General features: G+C 74.6%; 16 protein-coding genes and 1 riboswitch. Of the genes, 7 read left to right on the top strand and 9 right to left on the bottom strand.

Features of this window, described 5'->3' with window-relative positions:
• Positions 1–462 precede the first annotated feature (462 nt).
• On the top strand, positions 463–2142 hold the full coding sequence (gene lnt / locus OG896_RS34715; RefSeq protein ID WP_443057278.1) for an apolipoprotein N-acyltransferase: 1680 nt from the start codon (positions 463–465) through the stop codon (positions 2140–2142).
• Positions 2139–2909, top strand: a complete 771-nt coding sequence (locus tag OG896_RS34720) for a polyprenol monophosphomannose synthase (RefSeq protein ID WP_329371737.1) — start codon at positions 2139–2141, stop codon at positions 2907–2909. Before lnt ends, OG896_RS34720 begins: the two co-directional genes overlap by 4 nt.
• A gap of 23 nt (positions 2910–2932) precedes the next feature.
• On the opposite strand, the gene OG896_RS34725 is transcribed toward OG896_RS34720, so the two are convergent.
• On the bottom strand, positions 2933–3775 hold the full coding sequence (locus OG896_RS34725) for a DUF1345 domain-containing protein (protein WP_329371739.1): 843 nt from the start codon (positions 3773–3775) through the stop codon (positions 2933–2935).
• 90 nt (positions 3776–3865) lie between these two features.
• On the opposite strand from OG896_RS34725, the gene fxsA reads away from it, so the two are divergent.
• Complete coding sequence (gene fxsA / locus OG896_RS34730) at positions 3866–4483, top strand: FxsA family membrane protein (RefSeq protein WP_329371742.1); 618 nt, start codon at positions 3866–3868, stop codon at positions 4481–4483.
• A gap of 242 nt (positions 4484–4725) precedes the next feature.
• On the opposite strand, the gene OG896_RS34735 is transcribed toward fxsA, so the two are convergent.
• Both OG896_RS34735 and yczE read right to left on the bottom strand, forming a co-directional pair.
• The gene (locus OG896_RS34735) at positions 4726–5100 is read right to left on the bottom strand and encodes an RNA polymerase-binding protein RbpA (RefSeq protein ID WP_031517570.1); all 375 of its coding nucleotides are present in this window, start codon (positions 5098–5100) and stop codon (positions 4726–4728) included.
• Positions 5101–5357: 257 nt separating this feature from the next.
• Positions 5358–6113: a membrane protein YczE gene (yczE, locus tag OG896_RS34740; protein WP_329371744.1), complete on the bottom strand. Its 756-nt coding sequence runs from the start codon at positions 6111–6113 to the stop codon at positions 5358–5360.
• A gap of 64 nt (positions 6114–6177) precedes the next feature.
• Here yczE and yczR point away from each other — a divergent pair, with 64 nt between their 5' ends.
• Positions 6178–7689 carry a MocR-like transcription factor YczR gene (gene yczR, locus OG896_RS34745; protein WP_329371746.1) on the top strand — a complete coding sequence of 504 codons (1512 nt, stop codon included), beginning with the start codon at positions 6178–6180 and terminating at the stop codon, positions 7687–7689.
• 457 nt (positions 7690–8146) lie between these two features.
• Here yczR and OG896_RS34750 read toward each other — a convergent pair whose 3' ends face one another.
• Both OG896_RS34750 and OG896_RS34755 read right to left on the bottom strand, forming a co-directional pair.
• Positions 8147–9787, bottom strand: coding sequence for a hypothetical protein (locus OG896_RS34750; protein WP_329371748.1), 1641 nt, complete (start codon positions 9785–9787; stop codon positions 8147–8149).
• A gap of 246 nt (positions 9788–10033) precedes the next feature.
• Complete coding sequence (locus tag OG896_RS34755; RefSeq protein WP_103887705.1) at positions 10034–10228, bottom strand: hypothetical protein; 195 nt, start codon at positions 10226–10228, stop codon at positions 10034–10036.
• Between the two features lie 316 nt (positions 10229–10544).
• Here OG896_RS34755 and OG896_RS34760 point away from each other — a divergent pair, with 316 nt between their 5' ends.
• The 3 genes from OG896_RS34760 to OG896_RS34770 all read left to right on the top strand — a co-directional run bounded on the left by OG896_RS34760 (position 10545) and on the right by OG896_RS34770 (position 13752).
• Positions 10545–11171 (top strand): uridine kinase, encoded by a 627-nt coding sequence (locus OG896_RS34760; protein WP_329371750.1) that lies wholly within the window; start codon positions 10545–10547, stop codon positions 11169–11171.
• 205 nt (positions 11172–11376) lie between these two features.
• The gene (locus tag OG896_RS34765) at positions 11377–12393 is read left to right on the top strand and encodes a GNAT family N-acetyltransferase (RefSeq protein ID WP_329371752.1); all 1017 of its coding nucleotides are present in this window, start codon (positions 11377–11379) and stop codon (positions 12391–12393) included.
• Positions 12394–12819: 426 nt separating this feature from the next.
• A riboswitch (cyclic di-AMP (ydaO/yuaA leader) is annotated at positions 12820–12940 on the top strand.
• 5 nt (positions 12941–12945) lie between these two features.
• On the top strand, positions 12946–13752 hold the full coding sequence (locus OG896_RS34770; protein WP_329371754.1) for a LysM peptidoglycan-binding domain-containing M23 family metallopeptidase: 807 nt from the start codon (positions 12946–12948) through the stop codon (positions 13750–13752).
• Between the two features lie 96 nt (positions 13753–13848).
• On the opposite strand, the gene OG896_RS34775 is transcribed toward OG896_RS34770, so the two are convergent.
• From OG896_RS34775 to OG896_RS34790, 4 genes are all read right to left on the bottom strand, one after another.
• Entirely contained in the window at positions 13849–16665 is a 2817-nt protein-coding gene (locus OG896_RS34775; protein WP_329371756.1) for a helix-turn-helix transcriptional regulator, read from the bottom strand.
• A gap of 10 nt (positions 16666–16675) precedes the next feature.
• Positions 16676–17533 carry a phytanoyl-CoA dioxygenase family protein gene (locus tag OG896_RS34780; RefSeq protein ID WP_443057197.1) on the bottom strand — a complete coding sequence of 286 codons (858 nt, stop codon included), beginning with the start codon at positions 17531–17533 and terminating at the stop codon, positions 16676–16678.
• Positions 17534–17649: 116 nt separating this feature from the next.
• Positions 17650–18798: a transcription termination factor Rho gene (rho, locus tag OG896_RS34785; RefSeq protein ID WP_329371761.1), complete on the bottom strand. Its 1149-nt coding sequence runs from the start codon at positions 18796–18798 to the stop codon at positions 17650–17652.
• Positions 18799–19068: 270 nt separating this feature from the next.
• The gene (locus OG896_RS34790; protein ID WP_329371763.1) at positions 19069–21174 is read right to left on the bottom strand and encodes a restriction endonuclease; all 2106 of its coding nucleotides are present in this window, start codon (positions 21172–21174) and stop codon (positions 19069–19071) included.
• Positions 21175–21182: the final 8 nt, after the last annotated feature.

The following is a 21182-nucleotide window of genomic DNA, read 5'->3' on the forward strand; positions in this document are numbered from 1 at the left end:
CTCTCCGCGGTTGCGTCGAACACCGCTGGGCCATGGGGCGCCGCGCCGCACGCGCGCCGCCACTGGCAGCCAGGTCCAGCGTCCGCGGCGCGGAACGCGGGGGGAGTGCCGCCCGATCGACAGGTGTGACCCGGGAAGGGCCCGGACGCCCAGTAGACAACGGCCTCGGTGCCGAGCCGCAGCCAGCGGTTCCCAGGTCGGCCCGAAGGGTGTCCGGGCCCGCTCCCGTTGGGGGCCCTGACCCGCCCGGCTGCCCCGTTCCGCCGGTTGAGGGACCACTCCTGGTCAGTGGCTGATCGCGCCGGGAGAACGGCGCGGCGAGCCACCCGCGTGCCGCGAGGTCCGGGAACCCACGGGGATCGGCGGGACGGGCGGACCCCGCCCCGGCCGAACCGCCAGGAAGACGAGGTACGGTCACCTTCGACAACTCTCTCGACCTGCAGGAAGGCCACCCCCGTGCGCCTGCGTCCGCCGAACGCCCCCGCGGCGCCCCCCGTGGCCGTGCCTGCCGCCGACGTGACCGTCGTACCGGTCGTACCGGCGACGCGGCGCGCCCGGTGGAAGGCCACCGCCAGGGCCGCGGCCCCCAGGAGCGGGGTGGCCGCGGCCTTCGGCCTGATGATGGCCGCCGCCTTCCCGCCGTACGGCGTGTGGCCGTTGTCGCTGGTCGCGGTGGCCGGCCTCGCGCTGGTGCTGGAGGGCCGCACGGTCCGCCAGGGCGCCTGGCTGGGCTTCGCCTTCGCGTTCCCGTTCTTCCTGTGGCTGCTGCTGTGGCTGCGGTCGGTGATCTGGCTCGCCGTGGTGGGCCTGTCCGCGATCGAGGCGCTCTACCTGGTGGTGATGGCCGCCTTGATGGTGGTGGCCCGCCGGCTGCCGTGGTGGCCGCTGTGGGCGGCCTGCCTGTGGGTGACCCAGGAACTGGTCCGCGACCGGCTGCCGTTCGGCGGATTCCCTTGGGGCCGGCTGGCGTTCGCGAACACCGGGTCGCCGTTCACCCCGCTCGCCGCGCTCGGCGGCGCCCCGCTGGTGAGCTTCGCGGTGGCGCTCAGCGGCGCCCTGCTGGCCGCGGCGGCGCTCGCCGCCCACCGGGCGTACCGCGCCCGCCCCGAGGCGCCACGGACCCGGGCACTGACCGTGCGGGGCGTCCTGCCCGCGGCCGGGGCGCTCGTCCTGGCCGCGGCGGTGCTGCTGTCCGGCCTGCTCGTGCCGATCCACACCAACGCCGTCGGGCACGTGAAGGTCGCCATCGTGCAGGGCAACGTGCAGCAGCCCGGCATGCACTTCCTCGGCCGCCCGATGAAGATCCTGGACAACCACGTGCAGGCCACCCTCAAGCTTGCCGCGGACATCAAGGCCGGCAAGGTGCCCAAGCCCGACATCGTGCTGTGGCCGGAGAACTCCTCGGACCTGGACCCGTTCACCTACCCGCAGGCGTACGACAAGATCACCGAGGCGGTCCAGGCGGTGGGTGTGCCGGTGCTGGTCGGCGCGCTGGTCGACGGCCCGGACAAGGCGCACGTGCAGAACGAGGGGATCGTCTGGGACCCGGTCACCGGCCCGGGCGCGCACTATACGAAGCAGCACCCGGTGCCGTTCGGCGAGTACGTCCCGTTCCGTAAAGAGTTGACCAAGGTCATCCCGATGCTGAACGAGATCCCGAAGGACTTCTACCCAGGTAAGGGCAGCGGTGTGATGCAGATCGGACCGGCGAAGCTGGGCGACGTGATCTGCTTCGAGGTGGCCTACGACGGAATTGTGCGCGACACAGTGAACGCCGGAGCCCGCGCCATCGTCGTACAGACCAACAACGCAACTTACGGCCGCACCGGCCAGCCCGACCAGCAGCTCGCGATGTCCAAGCTGCGCGCGGTCGAGCACGGCCGGGCCGTGGTCACCGCGGCGACCAGTGGGATCAGCGCGGTGGTCGAGCCGGACGGGACGATCGAGAAGCGCAGCAAGGAGTTCACCCAGCAGGTCATCAGCGCCGACATTCCGCTGCGCGACGAGAAGACGATCGCGGACCGAGTCGGTGCGGCACCTGAGTGGGCACTCGCTATGGTTGGTCTTCTGTCCTGCGCGGCCGCCACCGCGATCGGCAGGCTGGAGCGCACGCGCATGGCGAAAGGGCAGACGCAGCAGTGAACGAGGACGAGCAGCGGAGCTTCGACTCCCTCGGCAGGGTCCTGGTCATCATCCCCACCTACAACGAGGCGGAGAACGTCCGGCCGATCGTCAAGCGGGTCCGGGCGTCGGTGCCCGAAGCGGACATCCTGATCGCCGATGACAACAGCCCTGACGGCACCGGCAAGTTGGCGGACGAACTCGCCGCCGACGACCCGCAGGTGCACGTGATGCACCGCAAGGGCAAGGAGGGCCTCGGCGCCGCCTACCTGGCCGGGTTCCAGTGGGGGATCGACCACGACTACGGCGTGCTGGTCGAGATGGACGCCGACGGGTCGCACCAGCCGGAGGAACTGCCGCGGCTGCTCACCGCGTTGAAGAGCGCCGACCTGGTGCTCGGCTCCCGGTGGATTCCCGGCGGCCGGGTGGTGAACTGGCCCAAGCACCGCGAGTACCTCTCCCGGGGCGGCAGCACCTACTCCCGGATGATGCTCGACGTGCCGCTCCGCGACGTCACCGGCGGCTACCGGGCCTTCCGGCGGCAGACCCTGGAGAGCCTGGGCATGGGCGACATCGCCTCCGCCGGCTACTGCTTCCAGGTGGACCTGGCCTGGCGCGCGGTGAAGGCCGGCTTCCACGTGGTCGAGGTGCCGATCACCTTCGTGGAGCGCGAGCGCGGTGACAGCAAGATGAGCCGCAACATCGTGGCCGAGGCGCTGTGGCGGGTCACCGCGTGGGGCGTCGGGGCGCGGGCGAGCAAGATCACCGGGCGCCGCCAGCTGCCGTAGCGTCATCGGGCCGCCGCTGCCGGTCAGTTGAGGATGTTGACCGCCCGGGCCACCACCAGCACCACGGTGACCAGCGACACCGCGGACTGCGCCATCATCAGCAGCTTCGCTTTCCGTGTCACCGGCAGCACGTCGGTCGGGCTGAACGCCGTGGAGTTGGTGAAGGAGAGGTAGAAGTAGTCCAGGTAGGCGGGCTCCCAGTGCGGAGGCGACAGCTGCGGGGACTGCAACTGCGGGAAGAGGAGGTCCGGCACGTCCTGCTCGCCGTGCGCGCGGGCGGCCGGGCCGCCACGGTCCAGCTCCCAGTAGGCGAGCGCGAAGATCACGACGTTGATCAGCCAGATCGCGCCACCGGTCAGCAGCAGCCTCCCGGCCGGCGTGTGGTCGGTGCCCTCGGCCAGCCCGCGCACCAGCAGGACCACGGAGTACAGGTTCGCGGCCCCGATCGCCAGGGTGAGCACCAGGCTGAGCACCCGGTACGTACGGGAGCCGCGCTCGATGCGGTGCGGGTTGAGCGCGATCAGGCAGGCGAGCAGGGCCGCCTCCACCACGGGGACCAGAATCCGGGGGTGGCCCACCAGCCGGTCGGGCAGCACGAGCTGGATCGCCACCACCGCGAGCACGGAGGCGGTCGCGGCCCAACGCGGCTCCCCCCGGGTGGCCCGGCGCCAAGCCGGTACGGCCTCGTTCCGGCTTGTGCCGGGTTCGGCCCGGGCGGGGACGAGCAGGGCCTCGATCCGGGCCAGGCGGTCGGCGAGGGTGTCGCCCTCGGGGGCAGGACCGCCGGGTGATCCGGCGTGCGGGTCGGCGGCTCGGGGCTGGTGTGCCTGCGGCGCGGGGTCGTCGGAGGGCTCCGGGTGTGTCACGCCGCACATCGTCGCTGGCCGGTACGGCGCCAGTCCAGCGCCACGGGCGCCCGGCGACGGGCTTTACCCGGCCTTTGGCACACTTGAGATATGACGACGAACACACCGCCCCCGGTCAGGCCGCAGCGACAGCGTCGCTCGCGGGCTCGCACCATCGTGCCGATCGCGATCGCGGTGTGGGTGGCGCTGGAGATCTGGCTGCTGACGGTGGTGGCCGGGGCGACCAACTGGCTCGTGGTCTTTCTGTGCATCCTCGCCGGGTTCGTGCTGGGCGCCGCCGCCGTGAAGCGCGCCGGGCGCAGCGCCTGGCAGAACCTCGCGGCATCCGTGAACGCCCAGCAGCAGGGGGTGCAGCCCGGCCCGCCCCAGGGCGGTGGCCGGACCGGCCTGGCCATGCTGGGCGGGCTGCTGCTGATCATCCCCGGGTTCGTCTCCGACGCGGTCGCGCTGGTCCTGCTGATCCCGCAGGCCCGGGCGTTCATCGGGCGCCGGGTGGACCGGGCGATACTCGGCCGCGCCGTGCCGATGCCGCCGGGAGGGCCCGCGGGCGGCTTCGGAGGGCCCGGCGGACCTGGCTTCGGCGGTGGACCCGGCTTCGGCGGCGGGGCCGGCCCCGGTGGTGGGCCCGGCTCCGGCAGCGGCTCGGACGGCGGGCCTGGTTCCTCCGGGGACAAGGTGGTCCAGGGCGAGGTCATCAACCGGGACTGACCGCCCGCAACCGGCACGGACTGCCCGCCACGGCCCGCCACGGCCCTCTCGGCCTGTTACGGCGGGCGGCGGGGCCTGCCGTCGGCCGCGGCGACCGGCGGCACAGGATCGGGCCCGCACAGGACACCGTAGGACGGCATAGGTACGCCCGGCGCGGAGCGGATGCTCCGGCCGGGCGGAAGGGTTCGGGGGCCGCGGATGCGGGCCCGGAGTGGGGCCCGCGGCGCCGCGGACCCGGTCCGTCAGGCGGTCTTGCGGTTGTCGCGCGGATGCACCGCGATGTTCATCGCTCCGGACCGGAGGACGGCGAGCCGTTCGGCCAGCACTTCCTCCAACTCTTCGAGCGTGCGCCGCTCCATGAGCATGTCCCAGTGCGTGCGCGCCGGCTTCGTGGTCTTCTCCTCGGGACCTTCTCCGTCCACCAGAAGCGCGGTCTGGCCGCAGGCGCGGCACTCCCACTCCGGAGGAATCTCGGCCTCAACCGAAAACGGCATCTCAAATCGATGGCCGTTCCGGCATGCGTACTCAACGGTCTGGCGCGGGGCCAGATCGATGCCGCGGTCGGTCTCGTAGCTGGTGGCCCCGAGTCGCGTGCCGCGGAGAGCTCGCTCACTCATGAATCGTGCCTCCCGGGCTTTGGTCGCCCACAGGACAGGTGTCGCTGTCGTCGTCATCCGGTCAACGTCCGGTCGGCGGTGAAGATTCCCGTTTCGGGATATGCGTCGCCCGTCGTGTCGCCCCTGTTTCTACCCAGCGACATCCCATTTGTCACACTCGGCGGGATATGTCACCCGCTGTCGTCGTATCTTTTGCGTGCAGTAGCGGTCAGCTCGCTGGGCCAACCGCGTACACTACCCGCCCGCACCCCTCAGGGCTAAATCGTGTCCACCACCCGGTGTTCCGGCGCTTCCCGGCGAATGCCCGCAGAGCCGTCCGTACCGGCCATGATCGGCTCGGAACCGGCCGCGGACAAGGCCGCGGACGAGGCCGGGGGCCCGGCCTGGGACCGGGCCGGGGGAGTGTCGAACAGGCGCAGGAAGAACTGGGCGAGCGGGCCGATCGACACGGCGTACAGCACGGTGCCGACGCCCACGCCGCCGCCGAGTACGAAGCCCGCCCCCAGCACGGTCAGCTCGATGCCGGTACGGATCAGCCGCAGCGAGCGGCCGGTCCTGCGGTGCAGGCCGGTCATCAGGCCGTCGCGGGGGCCGGGGCCGAACCGGGCCGAGATGTACAGGCCGGTGGCCGCGCCGTTCAGCAGCACCCCGCCCACCACCAGTGGCACCCGCACCGCGAGCGCCGCGTGATACGGCACCAGGGCCAAGGTGGCGTCGAGCGTGAGGCCGACGAGCACCACGTTGGACACGGTGCCGAGCCCCGGGCGCTGCCGCATCGGCCACCACAGGAGCAGAACGGCGGCACCGACGACAATGGAGACCAGACCGATGCTGATCCCGGTCAGCCGCGACAGCCCCTGGTGGAAGACGTCCCACGGGTCCAGGCCGAGCGAGGCGCGGACCAGCAGCGCGTCGCTCGCGCCGTACAGCGCGAGCCCGGCGTAGAGACGGACGAGGCGGTGGACGGGTGGACGGCGCACGGGTACCCCCCTGGCGTGTGAACGGACGCGCATGCCACTCTGTGGCCTGTACACGGCTTTCTTCCACAGCCAATCCGGGAAAGGTGGACTGAGTTCGATGCCTCAGTGGACCGCTACGGTGAGCGCCGCGCACCTTGCCCGGCTTCTGACCCCCCGGCCGGCGGCCGGCGGGAGCGGGGCCGGTACCGGGAACGGCGGACGGAAGCTGCCCGCGTACCGCGGGCTGGCCGACGGGGTGCGGCTGCTGGTGCTGGAAGGGCGGCTCCAGGTCGCCGCGCGGCTGCCCGCCGAGCGGGAACTCGCACTCGCGCTCGGGGTGAGCCGGACCACCGTCGCGGCCGCGTACGAGGCGCTGCGGGCCGAGGGCTTCGCGCGCTCCCGGCGCGGCGCCGGCAGCTGGACCGCGATCCCCGAGGGCCACATCCTGCCCTCCCGCAGCCTGGAACCCCTGCCGCCGGACGCCGCCGGGTCCGTGATCGACCTCGGCACCGCCGCGCTGCCCGCGCCCGAGCCGTGGCTGAGCCGGGCCATGCAGGGCGCCCTCGCCGAGCTGCCCGCGTACGCCGCGACCCACGGCGACTTCCCCGCCGGGCTACCGGTGCTGCGCGAGGCCATCGCGGACCGCTACACCGCACGCGGGGTGCCGACCATGCCCGAGCAGATCATGGTGACCACCGGGGCGATGGGGGCGGTCGGCGCGACCGCCCGGCACTCGGTCGGGTACGGCGAGCGGGTCGCCGTGGAGTCGCCCAGCTACGCCAACGTGCTGGAGCTGTTCCGCGAGACCGGCTCCCGGCTGGTGCCCGTCGCGCTGCGGGAGCGGCTGGGCGGCTGGGACATGGACGTCTGGCGCCGCGTGATGCGGGACGCCGCGCCCCGGATGGTCTACGTGATGCCCGACTTCCACAATCCGACCGGCACGCTGGTCGGCGACGACGAGCGGCGCGAGCTGGTCGAGGCGGCCCGGGTGGCGGGGGCCACGGTGGTCGCCGACGAGACCATGGCCGAACTGGTCCTCGACGGCGAGGAGTCCGGGGTGCGGCCGCTGGCCGCGTTCGACCGGGGCGGCACCGTGATGACGGTCGGCTCGGCGAGCAAGAGCGTGTGGGCCGGGCTGCGGATCGGCTGGGTGCGCTCCACGCCCGACGTGGTGCGCCGGCTGGTCTCCGCCCGCGCCTACCTCGACCTCGCGTCTCCCGTCGTCGACCAGCTCGCGGTGGCCTGGCTGATGCGGGGCGGCGGCTGGGAGCAGGCGCTCGCCTCCCGCCGGGCCCGCGCCCGCGAGTGCCGGGACGACCTGGTGGCCGCGTTGCGCGCGCACACGCCCGGGTGGGACTTCAGCGTGCCGCACGGCGGCATGACGATGTGGGTGCGCACCGGTGACGTCTCCGGGTCCCGCCTCGCCGTCACCGGTGAACGGCTCGGCGTCCGCGTGCCCGCGGGGCCCCGATTCGGGGTCGACGGCGCCTACGAGTCCTACGTCCGCATACCTTTCACCGTCAGCGGTCCCGCCGCCGACGAGGCGGCGGCCCGCCTCGCCCAAGCCGCCGAACTCGTCCGCTCCGGCGCGGCCCCCGACGGCGACCCGACCGGCCTCTTCGTGGCGTAGCCCCTGCGGGCCCCTGCGGGGTGGCCGCCGCGCCTTCGTCTGACGGCCGGTGGCCGGTTGCGCGCGCCCCCCTGCGGGGTGGCCGCCGCGCCTTCGTCTGACGGCCAGTGGGTGGCTGGTCGCGCAGTTCCCCGCGCCCCTGCGGCTGCCCGCCGTCGTGGTGGCGGTTCGTGTCCGTCTCCGGCCTGGTGGGTGGCTGGTCGCGCAGTTCCCCGCGCCCCTGGGTAAGTGCGGCTTCCTCCGCGGTGGCCCGAGCCCGGGGGCCGTCGGACGACGACGGCGAGCAACCCCCTCAGGGGCGCGGGGAACTGCGCGCGCAGCCGGCCACCGGCCGTGAGGCGGCAAGGAGCCGTAACTCCGGCGGTGGGGTGCCGTGGGGGCGCGGGGAACTGCGCGGCCAACCACGACGCACCGTCAGACAAAGGCGAGGCGGCCACCCCGCAGGGGCCCGCAGGGGCTAGCCGAGCTCCAGGTCGGCGACCGTGCGGACAACCGCTTCCTTGCGGAGGGTGACCGTTTCGGGCGTGGAGTTCCGCTCGGGTTCGGGTGGGGTCGGGGTGGAGAGGGGGGCGCCGTCGGAGGGGAGGAGGGCGAGGACCGCGGAACGGTGTGCGGCGGGGGCCTCCTCGTCGAAGGGGTCGGGCGTGGCGGGCACCTGGAGCCGGAGCACGGGGCCGGTGCCGAGTCGGGCGTAGCCGCGCCCGGGGGGCACGTCACCCGCGGGGGTGGTGCGTTGCGGCGCCCCGAGGACGGCCTGCACGTGCTCGGGTGCGAGCGGCCCGAGCACCACCCTGGCCCGGGTCTGCGAGATCACCACGGGCGCCAGCGCCTCGGTCGCGTCGAGCTGATCGGCCACCGCGACCGCGACGTTCGCGGTGCGCCCGTGCCGCAGCGGGACGTCCAGCAGCGCCTGCGGGTCGGGCCGCCCCTCGGCGAGCGCGAGTTGGGTGAGCGCGGTCGGCCGGTCGACGACGATCCACAGCGGCCGCCGTACGTCCTCGGCGACCGGATTCCCCGCCTGCCGGGCCCGGTTCACCGCGATCAGCCGCCGCTCGGTCTCGTGCGCGGCCCACTCCAGCGTCGCCGACGCCCCGAGCAGTCCGTCCTCGACGGCGAGCACGCCCGGCCGCCCGGCCAGGCACGCGTACTCCCCGGTGCCGCTGCCGTCCACCACCACCACGTCGCCGTGCACCAGCGCCTGGAGCGCGATCGACCGCAGCAGGCTGGTCGTACCGGTGCCGGGCTGGCCGAGCGCCAGCAGGTGCGGCTCGGTGGAGCGGGCGCCGGTGCGCCACACCACCGGCGGCGCGTCCCGGGTGGTCGGCTGGTCGCCGTCGCCCTCCTCGCCGGCCGGCACCGCGACCGGCACGGTCCGCTGCACCGTGTCGGTGTCGGTGAAGCCGAGCACCGTCTCACCCGGGGAAGTGACGAACCGCTGCGCGACGATGTCGGTCGGCAGCGGCGGCAGGGTGGTGAGGGTGAGGTGGTTCTCCTCCTCGTTCCAGTCGAAGCGGTACTCGCGGCCGCGCCCGGCCTTGGCGTGCAGCAGTTGCTCCACCCGGGCGCGGGAGTCCGCCTCGCCGTCGGTGAAGTACGCCGGATAGCGCAGGTGCAGCCGCATCAGCCGGCCGTCCTGGAACTCGTACGAGCTGAACGCCCGGTCCCAGCCGCCGTCGTGCGCGTACAGCGGCGCCGGGTCGCCCGCGTCGGACAGGTACGGCACCAGCGCCTCGTAGAGCGACTGGAGGCGTACGCCCTCGGCCTCGGTCGGCCCGGCCGGCGCGGTGGCGGCGCGGTCCCGGCCCATCCACGCGGCCGAGGCGACCAGCGCGGCGACACCGAGGATCGGCCCGTACGGCATCATCGCCACGATCACGACCGCCGCGACGGCCAGCAGCAGCGCCGGTCCGCGCCGGTCCTTCGGGGTGCGGCCCCACCACCCGCCGGCCCAGGACGCCTGCCTGCGCATGCCTCGGGCGATGGTGATGACGGGGTGCAGCACGTCGCCGGCGCCGTCGGCCGCGGTGCGCGCCAGATCACGGCCGCGGACGAGCGCCGGTCGGGTGCTGAGGATGCTGGGAAGGGGACGCCTGGCCACGGGTTGCTCCATGGGTGGTTCGGGTGGGGGACGGCGCATGGGGGACGCCGCTGCGCGGGGGGACACGCGCGGAGAGCTGCGGGGAACGCGGCTGGGGGGAAGCACGGGGAGATCAGGTGCGAGGTGCGAGGTGCGCGGGTGCGCTCGGGAACGAGGGCTGGGGAGCGGAACGGCGACGGGCCCGGGAGCGGATCGACCGCTGCCGGGCCCGAGGGGGAGGGGCAGGAGTGGCCGTCGGGGACGGCGCTAGATCTTGAGCCCGCCGATCAGGCTGGCCAGGCTCGCCCCACCCGCGGTGATGCTGGGGGCGATGGCGGTGCCCGCGAGGTAGAACCCGAAGAGGGCGCAGACCACTCCGTGGGACACCTTCAGGCCGTCCTTGCGGAAGAACAGGAAGCAGATGACGCCGAGAAGCACGACGCCGGAGATGGACAGGATCATGGGGCTCTTCTCCTGAGGTGATGGGGACGGTCACCGTGAGTTCTTCCAGGCTCACAAAAAGTAATAGATCGCGCTCGGTGGCAAATGGGTGATTTGTAGCTGATTTCCACCACCGGAGTGAGGAGGGGTACGAGGTGCGTCGGGCCCTGGCCGGAACGCCGCCCGGATGTGCCCGCTCCCTCCGGCCCTCCCCGCTTCCCGGCCGTCCCGGCGCCCGTGCCGGGGCCGCCCGGTACGGATGCCGTGTCACCTCGTCCGATCGGGTGACGGCGAGCCGCCGGGGTGACGCCCGAGGCGGCTCCGGCAGGATGGCCGGGTGCAGCCGATCCCCATCACCTGGCCCAGACTCGCCGACGCCCTCGCCGAGCGGATCGCCGACGGCCGCCCGCCCGGCCCGTGGTGGCGGGTCGCGGTGGACGGCGCCCCCGCCGCCCGCCCCGCGGACCTCGCCGATGCCGTCGCCGCCGCGCTGCCCGCGCTCGGCCGACCGGTCCTGCGGGTCGGCGCCGAGTCGTTCTGGCGTCCCGCCTCGCTGCGACTGGAGTACGGCCACGAGGACGTCGACGCGTACTACCAGCTCTGGCTCGACACCGGGGCGCTGCGCCGCGAAGTGCTCGACCCGCTCGGCCCTGGCGGCAGCGGCCGCGCCCTGCCCTCGCTGCGCGACCCCGGCACGGACCGCTCCACCCGGGCCGACTACGTCGAACTCCCGCCCGGCGGCGTCCTGTTGCTCGACGGGCCGCTGCTGCTCGGGCAGGGGCTGCCGTTCGACCTCACGGTCCATCTGCGGCTGTCCCCGGCGGCGCTCGCCCGGCGCACCCCGCCGCAGGAGCAGTGGACCCTGCCCGCGTACGAGCGGTACGCCCGCGAGGCGCTGCCCGAGGAGGCCGCGGACGTCCTGGTGCGCGCGGACGACCCGCGGCATCCGGCGTGGACCGGGTGAGGAGGCGACGGCAAGCCCGAGCCGTCGGGTCGGCGGTCGCCGGCGTGCCCTCGGCGCCTCGCCCGGTGGGCGCCGGCGGCGGCCGAACGCCCCTGCCGGGCACGGCGTTTCGCGCGGTTGGCGGCACCCGTCCCGACCTGTCCCCGGCCCCGGCCGGACCCGCCTTGCCCTGGGACGGCGCCCACCACTAGCGTCCACGAGCACCATGACTGTCGCCACCGCGCCGCTGACCACCGAGCACATACCTCTTGCCGTCCAGCGGTACGACCGCTGGTTCGCCCGGGCCCGGCGCCCTCCGTCGCAGCGGTCCTGGCTCGCGGACGGTCCGGTGCGCGGCGAGGAGCTGCTCGGCAAGCTCCACCAGGTGCCCGGCATCGAGGCGGTCCGCGCCCTCGACGGCGAGGGCGGCCTGATCGGTCACCTCGCGGCGATACCGCTCGACCTCGCCCCCGACGACCCCGCCGCCCTGCGCAGCCACCCGCGCTCCGCGCTCGTCCCGCACGGCGGCCACGCGCTCCCCTCCGGCCGCGAGAGCGAGGTGCTGCGCGCGCTGTACGTACGGGTCGCCGATCGGCTCGTCGCCGAGCGGCGGTTGGTGCACTACGTCGACGTGCCGGCCGGCGAGGTCGGCACCACGCCGTGGTCCGACCTCGGCTTCGGCCGGGAGCGGGTGCACGGGCTGATGGCGGTCAAGGCCCGCGGGCGGCAGCCGCGCGGGGTCGAGGGACTGGCCATCCGCCGGGCCGGGCCCGGCGACCTGCCGCAGATCGGCCGGATGGCCGCGGAGTCCGCCCGGCGGCAGCGCGGCACCGCCACCTTCCAGCCGCAGCCGGAAGCCGCGCTCGCGGCGCTGCGCGTGCACTACGCCGGTGCGCTCTCGGACTCCCGCTGCGGTGCGTGGATCGCCTCCCGGCGCGGCGAGGAGATCGGCATGGTGCTGCTGGTGCCCGCGCAGCCGGACCCGGTCGTCCCGGCGGCCTGCGTCGAACTCGTCGAGGCGTACGTCGAGCCCGCCTTCCGTGGGGAGGGGATCAGCCGGGTGCTCCTCGCGACCGCGCTCGCCTGGGCGTACGACGCCGGGTATCGCTACATGTCGGCGCAGTGGCCGTCCGCGTCGCCGCACGCCGCCGGGCACTTCCCCGCGATCGGCTTCCGCCCGGTCGCCTACCGGCTCTCCCGCACCCTCGACCATCGCCTCATCGGCGCCCCCGGCACGTTCTGAGGTTCCCCCCGGGGTGCCCCTGCGGAGGTGCGGCTCCTCCCGCGAAGGGAGCGCACCCAAGAACCGTACGAATCAGGGCAATTCGGAAACGTGTGAGCGGGATCACCGGATGAGTACGGTCCGCGGTCGGCCGTGATACGCCGAGTCAGCGCGACCGGCGCACCGTGATGGACGGTGGCGGGTGGCACACCTGAAGTAAGGGCGGCATAACGGACATCCGGGAGCGCGGGCACATACGGTGACGGGGGCGCCCGGGGGTGGGGAAGGGCCGTTTGCCCGGGTGGAGCGGCGTCCCCTACGTTCCGTCTCGTGCGGGGCAACCCGCTTCCCCTCCGCCGGGCGGACCGCCGAGTCCTGCCACCGCCCGCTACGCGGATCACCCGAACACCGACATGGCAGGAGCGGGGGAACCAGGTAAGCCGCCGCCCGAGTCGACCGCCGCACCGCCGGCGGGCGCACCCGGGCGGCTCGGGGTGAAGCCGCATCCGCGGCCGGGCATCTCCTGCCCGAACCCGACAGCTCACCTCGCAGGCGTAGGAGAGGACATCCCCCATGCCCGCACACAGCCGGCACCGCAAGCCCAAGGTCCGCAACGGCCGCCGTCTCACCCGCCTCTACGTGGCCGCCGGCGCCGGCGGCGCCGCACTCGTGCTGCCGCTGGTCGCCGCGACCGGCGCGGGCGCGGCCACCCCGGCGAAGAGCGCGACCGCCGCCTCGGCCACGTACAAGGTCGTCACGGGCGACACCCTGATCAAGATCGCCACCGCGCAGCACGTCACCGGCGGCTGGCAGCAGCTCTACCAGGACAACAAGGCCGTCATCGGGTCGAACCCCGGCCTGATCCGCCCCGGCACCGTACTGACCCTCGACGCCGCGAAGGCCGCGCCGCAGGCGAAGACCGCGGCGAAGACCGCCACCGCGTCCACCGCCGCCGCCACGACCACCGCCGGCACCGGCTGGATGAAGCCGGTCGGCGACGCCGCCATCGGCACCGGCTACAAGGCGTCGGGCTCGCTGTGGTCCAGCGGCTCGCACACCGGCGTCGACTTCCTCGTCGGCTCCGGCACCCCGGTGCACGTCGTCGCCGCGGGCACCGTCGTGTCGGCCGGCTGGGACGGCGCGTACGGCAACGACGTGATCGTCCGCCACGCCGACGGCAAGTACACCCTGTACGGCCACCTGTCGCAGGCGCTGGTCTCGGCCGGCCAGACCGTCACCGAGGGCCAGCAGATCGGCATCTCGGGCGCGACCGGCAACGTCACCGGGCCGCACCTGCACTTCGAGGTGCGCACCACGCCGAGCTACGGCTCGGACATCGACCCGGTCGCCTACCTGAGCAGCCACGGCGTCGTCATCTGACACCGGCACCGCGGTCGCACGGCCGCGATCGGCGGGCCCGCCCGGTTCTGGCAACCGGGCGGGCCCGTCCGCGCGTTCGGGCCGGGCGGGCCGAACTCAGGCCAGCAGCCCGGACAGTTCGCCGCGCGAGGCGACGCCCAGCTTCGGGTACGCCTTGTACAGGTGGTAGCCGACCGTGCGCGGGCTGAGGAACAGCCGTGCGGCGATGTCCTTGTTCGACAGGCCGTGCGCGGCCAGCCGGACGATCTGCCCCTCCTGCGGGGTGAGCCCCGCCTGCTCGGCGAGCGAACGCGTCTCCTGATGAACCGTCACCAGCGCGCCGGAGGCGCCGAGTTCACCGCGGGCCCGCTCCGCCCACGGGCGGGCGCCGAGCCGTTCGAAGACCTCCAGCGCGGACCGCAGCCGCCCGGCCGCCTCGCTTCTGCGCCGGGCCCGCCGCAGCCACTCCCCATACAGCAGCTCGGTGCGGGCCGCCTCCAGCGCGCGCCGGTGCGGGTCGTGCGCGGCCAGCGCCGCCGTGAAGTACGCCTCCGCCTGCTCGTCGGGGGCCAGCAGCGCCCGGCAGCGGGCCACCATGGCCTCCGCCCAGTCCTGCCCCGTGCGTTGCGCCCACCGCTCGAACCGGGCGAACGGCTCGGCCGCGCGCCCGGGTTCACCGAGGCGGACCGCCGCCTCCACCAGGTCCGGCACGCTGCGGGTGGTGCAGATGTGGTGCCGCAGCAGCGGCTCGGTGAGCAACTCCAGCCGCTCCAGGGCCGATCCGGCCCGGCCCAGGCCGAGGTCGAGCAGGCCCTGCGACCAGTACGCCCACCCGGCACCCGGCGCGGTCGGCGCGCCCGGTGCGGCCGCCAGCGCCTCGGCGACGTGGGCGCGGCACTCCTCCTCGTCGCCCCGCAACGCGGCCACCTGCGCCAGCGCACCGCTCAACTGGCTGACCCACTGCGCCTGCTGGGTGTCCCGGGCGATCCGCAGCCCCTCGGCCGCGGTGGCGTACGCCTCGGCGATCCGCGACTCGAACACCTCCACCTCGGCCCGGAAGAACAGCACCGTGGCCAGCCGCCCCACCCCGCCGCTGTCCCGGCTCTCGGTCGCCAGCTGGGCGGCGAGTTCGTACGTCTGATCGTCCTGCCCGCGCAGCATGCCGGCCGCGCAGAGCATCACCAGCTCGCGGGGGTCGGCGTCGCCGCCATTGGCGGCCCGCACCGCGGCCGCGGCCGGCAGCAGCTCCTCCGGCGTCGGCGGGGCGGAGGCGGAGGCAGGGCCCGGTACCCCCAGCGCGCCGGCGAAGAAGTCCGCGACCGGGCGGATCGCCGCGTCCCGGGGCAACTCCAGTGCCGCCAGCCGCCGTACGGTCTCCTCGACCTCGGCGGCGCCCAGGTACCACGCGGTGTGCACCGCCTGCACCAGCATCCGCCCGGCCCGTTCCGGGTCCACCGCGGCCACCGCGTCGGCGCCCACCAGCAGCATCCGGTGCGCGCCGGGGAAGGCGCCCTGCCAGAAGTCGGCGAGCGCCCGTACGTACAGCGTCCTGGCGCGTATCACCGCCTCCGCCGCGGAGCCGGGGGAGAGGACCGGAGCCGCCACGCGGGCGGCCTGCTCGGCGAAGTCCCGGGCCCGGGGCAGCTCGCCGGCCTCCGAGGCGGCCTCGGCGGCCAGCAGGAGGCGGTCGGCGCGGGCGGTCGAGTCGGTACTCAGCCGGGCGGCGCGCTCGTAGGCGACCGACGCGGCGGAGTGGCCGCTGCGCCGGCGGGCCCGCGCCGCGGTGGCCTCCAGGGCGGCGGCCACCTCCTCGTCCGGGCCGGTCGCGGCCATCGCCAGGTGCCAGGCGCGGTGGTCCGGGTCGTGCACCGGGTCGGCCGCCTCGGCCAGCGCCCGGTGGGCGGCCAGCCGCTCCGGCAGCGGGGCCCGCTGGTGGATCGCGGCCCGCATCAGGGGATGGCGGAACCGCAGCCGGTCCTCCTCGTCGACCAGGACGAGCCCGGCGTCCTGCGCGGGCGGCAGGTCGTCCACGCCGACGCCGAGCGCGGTGGCGGCGGCGAGCAGGGTGTCCGGGTGGCCGGTGTGGTCGGCGGCGGCGATCAGCAGCAGCGTCTGCGTGCCACGCGGCAGGTCGGCGACCCGGCCGTGGAAGGCGGCCTCCAGCCTGCTGGTCAGCGGCAGCGGGTCGGGCCCGAGGTCCGCGCCGGGACCCGCCGCGCCGGCCGCGCCGGAGCCGTCGGCTCCGCCGGCCGGGTCCAGCGCGAGCGGCAGCTCCAGCAGGGCCAGCGGGTTGCCCTGCGCCTCGGCCAGCACCCTGCGCCGCACGGCCGTGCCCAGCCCGGCGCCGCGCTCGGCCAGCAGCGTGCCGGCCGCCGTCGCGTCGAGCCCGCCAAGCCGCAGCTCGGGCAGCCCCGGCGTGACGAACGCCCCCTCGCCGTCGCGGGCCGCGAAGAGCATCACCACGCCCTCCGCGTCCAGCCGCCTGGCCGCGAACGCCAGCGCGTCGGCGGACGCCCGGTCCAGCCACTGCGCGTCGTCGACGACACACAGCAGCGGCCCGTCGCCCGCGTGCCCCGACAGCAGCGACAGCACCGCGAGACCGACGAACATCGGCTCGCCCGCGTTCCCCGCGGTCAGCCCGAACGCCGCACGCAGCGCCCGCTGTTGCGGCTCCGGCACCGACCCGATCGCGCCCATCGCCTTGCGCAGCAGCAACTCAAGTCCGGCGTAAGGCAGTTCGGCCTCGAACTCGACGCCCGAGCTGCGCACCACCGTGAAATCCGCCGCGCGTGCGCACTCCACCGCGTGCGCCAGCAGCGCGGTCTTGCCGATCCCGGCGTCCCCGCGCACCACCAGCACCCCGCTGCGGCCTGCCCGCGCGCCGTCCAGCAGCGCCTCGACCGTGTCCGCTTCGGCTCCCCGTCCATGCAGCATGCGGTGCACGCTAACCGATGTCCGGCGCCGGGCCGAGCGTCGGGGCTTCCCGCGGCGGCGCGGCCAGGCCGGCGCGGATGGCCAGCTCGACCGGGGAGTACGCCCCGTCCGGCCGCTCCAGCCGCAGCGGCTCGGCCGGATGCAGCGGCGGCTGCGCCAGGAAACGGGGCCGGCTGCCGTGGTGCGGCTGCGCCGCGTGCACCAGGAAGGGGTGGCACAGGTACACGTCCCCGGCCTGTCCCGTCGCCAGGGCGAGCGGGCGATGGGCGCTCGCCTCGTCCACCTCCTTCGCGACGGTGAAGATCGACGTGCCCTCCTCGCCGTACGGCCGCAGCACCGGCGGCACGTCCAGGTGCGAGCCGATCCGGATGCGGGTGGGCGCGTCGGCCTCCGCCACGTCCGTGAACAGGAAGAGCATCAGCAGCGCGCGGCCCTCGGAGCGCGTGTTGACGCGGTACTGCCGCGCGCCCGGCGGCAGGAAGCTGGCATCGATGTGCCAGCCCGCGTCGTCGGGCTCCACCGGGTGCGGGAAGCGCAGCGGAAAGGAGCCGAGCCCGGAGCGCGGCGCCCACCGGCCCGCACCCACCAGCAGGTCGAACGCGGCATGCAGCACCGGGGTGTTGGCCGCCTCCGCGAAGGGAGCCTGCGCCATGCCACCGACCCAGTGCACCGGTTCGGTCCAGGTGGCCGGGTCGTCCGGGTCGCACCCGGTCTGCTCCCACAGCAGGGCCGCGCACTCCTGTGCGGTGCTCCTCGCGAACGCGCCTTCCACCTTCACGAAGCCGTCCCGGAGGAAGCGGTTCCGAAGAAAGTGGCCCGGAAGGAGCCGGCCCGGGAGGATTCGGCCCGTCGGTTCCCTGTCGGTCATCCGGCGATCCTGCCGGTTCCCGGCGCCGGAGGCACCCGATTTTCCGCGGTGCCCCCGGGCGCCGGGGTGCCTGAGGTCCGACGAGGCGCCGGGGGGCGTGGTGAGGCTCCGGGGCGTCAGGAGGCGCCGGGCACGGTGGCGCGGGCGTTGCGGAGGAAGTCCGCGTTCGTGGCGGTCTCGCGCAGGCGGGCGAGGAGGACCTCGGTGGCGCCGTGCGGGTCGCGGTTCACGAGCGCGCGGCGCAGGTGGTAGCGGACCGCCAACTCGTCGGCGGGGACGAGCAGTTCCTCGCGCCGGGTGCCCGAGGTGGTGATGTCGATCGCCGGGAAGACCCGGCGTTCGGCGAGGAAGCGGTCGAGGTGCAACTCCATGTTGCCGGTGCTCTTGAGCTCCTCGTAGTAGAAGTCGTCGGCGCGCGAACCGGTGTCGACCAGGGCGGTCGCGAGGATCGTCAGGGAACCGCCCTCCTCGGCCAGCCGGGCCGCGCCGAACAGCCGCTTGGGGCCGAGCAGGGCGGCGGCGTCCACGCCGCCGGAGAGCGTGCGGCCGCTGCCGGCGCCGTTGTTGTTGTGGGCGCGGCACAGCCGGGTCAGGGAGTCGAGCAGGATCACCACGTCGCGGCCCTGCTCGACCATCCGCTTCGCCCGCTCGATCGCGAGCTCGGCGACCTGGATGTGCTGCCGGGCGGGCTGGTCGAAGGTCGAGGAGATCACCTCGCCGCGGACGCTCGCCCGCATGTCGGTGACCTCCTCGGGGCGTTCGTCCACGAGCAGCACCATCAGGTGCGCCTCGGGGTGGTTGGTGGCGACCGCGGCGGCGATGCCCTGCAGCAGCACGGTCTTGCCGGCCTTGGGCGGGGCCACGATCAGGGCGCGCTGGCCCTTGCCGATCGGCGCCATCAGGTCGATGACTCGTCCGGCGGCGGCCGAGGAGCCCTTGAGCGCGGAACTCTCCAGCCGCAGGGGCTCGTTGGGGTGCAGCGGTGTGAGGTCGCCGAAGTGGGGGCGCGGGGTGGCCGGCGGCCGCCCGTTGACGGACCGCACGTCGGCGAGGGTGCCGGGCTTGCCGGCGGTGCCCTCGACCAGGTCGCCCCTGCGCAGCCCGGCCCGGCGGACCAGCGCCTGCGGCACGGCCGGGTCGTCGGGGGAGGGGAGCAGGCCGGGGCCGCGCAGCCGGGCCTGTCCGCCGCGCTCGGTGTCGAGCACGCCGGTCACCCGCTGCGGCAACTCCTGCCGGTTCAGCGGGCGTTCGAGAATGTCGGTCATGGATGTCGTCCTTTCGCGGACGGATGGATCAGACGGGCGGCGCCGTACGCCGCCGTAGGGCGTGAGGGAGTTGCGGCCCGAGCGGAGGGATGCACGCTCCGGGTACCGCGGGAAGTCGGGCGAGGACGAGGATCGGCCGTCGCCGTGTCGATCGGAGAACAGACCACGCTCGGTGGAGAACCGAGGGGAGAGAGGGACGAGGCGCCATCAGAAGGGCGCGGACCTACAAGTCCCTACGGTGACTCTAGCACACTCCGATCCGCGGTCGCGCTACTCCACCTCGATGCCGTGCTCCTGCACCAGCTCGACCAGGCCGCCGGGGCCCTGGTAGCCCTTGCCGCCGGGCACGAAGGTCCAGTCGTCGCCTGACCGCCTGCGGAAGGAGCCCAGCACCAGGGCGGTCTCGCCCGGGCGGCCGTCGGAGACGTCCAGCCGGTCCGCCTCGCTGCCCTCCGGGTCGGTCAGGCGTATCCGGGCGTCGGTGAACCCGGCCAGATCGGCGTCCGGATTGACCTCGGGGTCGATCGCGGCGACCAGCACCACCCGGTCGGCGGTGGCCGGCAGCCGGTCGAAGCTCACCCAGATCGCCGCCTTGTCGCCGCCCAGGCCCGGCATCATCCGCACGCTGCCGTCCGGGGTGCGGGGGTTGTTGTAGAAGACGAAGTGGTCGTCGCCGAGCACCCGGCCGCCCGCGCACACCAGCGCGCACACGTCCAGCGCCACCTCCCCGGCCCACCACATGCCCAGCACGCTCGCGTCCGGTTCGTCGTCAAGTCCGAGCCCCTGCCCGGCAGTCGGCGTTCCCTCGCTCGCACGCGCGGCCGGCCCGCCGCCCAACCGCCCGCCCAGGCCGTGCTGGTGCAGCAGCTCCACCAGGTCCGTACCCGACACCAGCGTCAGCGGCTTGCCGTTGGCGAAGGCGTGCGAGGTCGGGCCGAAGCCCGAAGTGGTGATCAGCACGCCCTTGTTGGCGCCGAGCGACTGCACGGTCCCGTACAGGTCGCGTACGGCGCTGGGCGTGACGGTGTTGCGGTACCGCTTGACCTGCACCACGATCTTGCCGCCGCGGATCGGGTCCGGGTCCAGCGCGTCCACGTCCACCCCGCCGTCGCCGGACCGCACCGTGGTGACCGCGCTCATGCCCATCGCCCGGAACAGCTCCGCGACCAGCTCCTCGAACTCCAGCGGGTCCATCGTCAGCAGGTCCGGCTCCTCGCCGCCGCCGTGCGTGACCACCCCGCGGCCCGCCTCGCCCGGCTGCCGCACCGGCACCACCGCCGCCCTGCGGTCCGGCCGCGCCGACAACTGCCCGCCCAGACCGTCGACCAGGCAGTCCACCGCGTTGACCTGCACGAGGTTCACCGCGTCGAAGTCCGCCCGGGAGACCATCGCGGTGGCCAGGAACACCGGCGTACGGTGCCCGGTCGCGGGATCGGTGTCGTCCACGAAGCCGTTGAGCACCACCGAGCCGAGCAGGCCGAAGGAGTCCGCGCCGAACACCTCGCGCAGCACCAGCAGCAGGCACTGCGCGAGCAGGTCCCGGTAGGCGGCCCGCCGTTCGGTGACCGGCCGCGCCACCTCCTTGTCCCGGTCCACGCTCGGCATGTACCGCACCAGCGCCGCCTCCGGCACCACCGAGAACGCCGGCAGCTCCCAGTTCAGCACCAACTGCCGCTCGGGCGCCTCGAAAGTCGCCGACACCTGCCGCGGCAACCCCTCCGGCCACGCCCGCGACGAGTACAGCGCCCCCGTCAAGTACTCCTCCACCGCGTCCGGTTCGCCGCCGCGCAGCCGCTCCAGCGAGTCGCGCACCCCCGCGTTGTGCCGGCGTATCTCGGCCAGCCGCTGCTCCGCCCAGCGCCGGTACCGCTCCTGGTAGTCGGCGAGTTGGTGCTGCCGCTGGGTCTCCGCGGCCCGCGCCACCCCCAGGTCGTGCTCGTAGCGTTCACGCACCTGCCGGTCCTGGCGGCCCAGGCCCCACGCCGAGCGGTGCGCGGGAGCGTAGCTCTCCAGCCGCGGCATGGCCACCGGCACCGCCAGCGGGCCCGGCGCGAACGGCTCCAACTCCTCGGGGAGCACCAGCGCTTCGGGCGAGAAGACCGGCGCCGCGCAGCCCGCCCGCAGCAGCCCCGCCAACTCCTCGCTGCGGCGCTCCAGTTCCTCGGTACGCCGGCGGGCGTCGTCCTCGCGGCGGCGCCGGTAGGCCGCCTGCTGCTCCTTCTGCGAGCGGGCCAGCGCGCGTTCCGCGGCCCGCTGCCGCCGTTCGGCCTCGCGCCGCTGCTGCTCCCGGGCCCGGTGCTGAGCCTCCGTCTGCCGCTGCTGCTGGCGCTGGATCTCGGCCCACGTGGACACCAACCCGGTCGAACGACGGCTCATGCGGCTAC

Origin of the sequence: Streptomyces sp. NBC_00669, assembly GCF_036226785.1 — a bacterium.
GTDB lineage: Bacteria > Actinomycetota > Actinomycetes > Streptomycetales > Streptomycetaceae > Actinacidiphila.